This window comes from Hahella sp. HN01 (genome assembly GCF_018986435.1).
Taxonomy (GTDB): domain Bacteria; phylum Pseudomonadota; class Gammaproteobacteria; order Pseudomonadales; family Oleiphilaceae; genus Hahella.
Window position 1 is genome coordinate 1 of record NZ_JAHMIN010000107.1, and the last position, 2,135, is coordinate 2,135.

Genomic DNA, 2,135 nt, shown 5'->3' on the forward strand with positions numbered 1-2,135 from the left:
CTCGGCAATGGTCAGTATGATTTGTCTTATGCTACATGGGGGCAAGGCTCGACAGGTAAATTAAATGAGGTTAAGCAATTTATTAACCTGACGGATCAAGCGCCATTAAAAGACACGACAGCCCAGTTCAATGTTTGGAAGACGGTAACTAATAGGAAGCTGGTCTACAAGGCTTCCGCYACACCTACGAGCTCTAATCAAAACGCTTTAGAACCTCTCGTCCAGGAAAATGATCAGCAGCAGCGTATTTTTCAGAGYTACAGGACRATGTGGACGTTGGGAGGCCAGACTACTTATCAAATCCATCGCCRGCAGCGWTACAACGCCTTTGGCGAAGTGGAGCAGGAAGTGGATGGCCGGGGGAACGCCACCCAYCTGGCGTATGACRCRCAAGGCCGTCTGACYCATAAAATCGATCCTAAGGTCGAAGTGAGTCAGGACCAYGCCGTCAATGGCGTCTTAAAGTCGCTGAATGCCCATCCTATCACTCGTTATTTCTATGACGCYTCAGGGAATTTGGTGGCCAATCAGGATGCGAACAGTTATCTGGCGGAAAAGAAAGCAGGCTATTTCATTAAAAACAACGCCGCCTTCTATCGGGGCCAGACCTATTCTGCGGGCATRGTCGCAAGYGAAACCAATGCGCTGGGGCACGGCAAAACCTACCGATATGACCAGCTTGGCAATAAGCGCCTGGTGATTGATGAGCTGGGCCAGTATCACAGCTTTGTGTATGACAGCRTGGGCAGRCTGACGGAAGTCAGACGCTTCGAAAACCTGGCGAAGTACAATGCTGGCGATAGTTATACCTCTGACAAGTACTCTTATGATGAACTTGGTAATAGGGTGGCGCATACCAATGCGCGAGGCCATGTTGAAAAATATGTCTACGACGGSGAAGGACGCATCGTTAAACATATTGGATTTAATGATGGAAGTCAGGGAAGYGGGGCTAACGAGACCTCATACGAATATCGCTATGTCAGTAGCATTGGCGGYATAGGCGGTTATAAAAAGGTCACAAAAAATGGCCTGTCCACAGAAACTGACGCTARCTATAAAACGACGTCGGACCTGACTGATGAGACGGATTACTTTGGCCGGATTCGCACTCACCAGGATTTGGGTGGGCATCAGTTTGTGTATGAATATAATCGGGCGGGCTGGCTGCAGAGACAGAGCACTTCAAACAGCGCTTACACCTATACGGATGGGGATATTCCTGCAGAACTGCTGTCGGATWACTCGCATCCCWCGAGAGGGTTGCAGGATATTCAGTATGAATACTACGCGAATGGCCGCGTGCGTCGTATCAGCGACAAAGGCGCGGGGAGTTATTCGGAGTTCAAGTATGATGCGAACGGGAATGTGGAAGAGGAAACGTACCGTCGCTCCCCCTTTACGGAACTGGATAGCATTGCTGGCGCCGGGCTGGAACAGAACTCGCTGCCATATCAAAACGTCAGAGCGACCTATGATGCGTTGAACCGCGTGGTCAGCATCCGCGATGACGACTACGACCTGACTTACTCCTATGACGCTGTTGGCAACCGGCGCCATATGAAGTCCATCTATGACGACTATCTCATCACYGATAAGAATAAAGGCGAGGATATTAAGACCCAGGACTTCTAYTACCTTTACGATAAGGAAAACCGCTTCAYCGTAACGATGGGGGCGTTGAGCGCTGGGGCGACGCAAAGCATATATGCCGGCAATACGGGGCATGAAATTGGCTATGATCAGGGCGGACGCCGCATCATGGATAACAGCGCGTTACTGAACAAAGACGGCGCTCCTGTCGAGAGCCACCAGAAGTTTGAGTATGACGCTTATGGGCGAGTGCGCGCAGTCTGGCTTGAAGATGCGAGCCTTAAAGGCAAGACCGGCGAAGGCGTGAGGGCGGATGGTTACGCACGGGTTGCGGTGCGTGAGACGGATGAGCTGGGGCGAACAACCATACATTCACAGTATTCTCATTACCTTGACGCCGCTGGAGCTGTAAAAGAACGCCTGGAAAGCCTGCATCATTACGACTAYAACGCCAATAATCAGGTGTTGACGGACACGGTTTATAAAGACGCTTCCATGAGTCCTGGCAGYCGTAAGTCCATTTTGACCTACACCTATCTGAA

General features: G+C 50.7%; 1 pseudogene. It reads left to right on the forward strand.

Annotated features, from left to right (window positions below):
• Window positions 1–267 precede the first annotated feature (267 nt).
• Window positions 268–2,135 (forward strand): annotated as a pseudogene (locus tag KP814_RS32400) (type IV secretion protein Rhs); the annotation flags it as partial.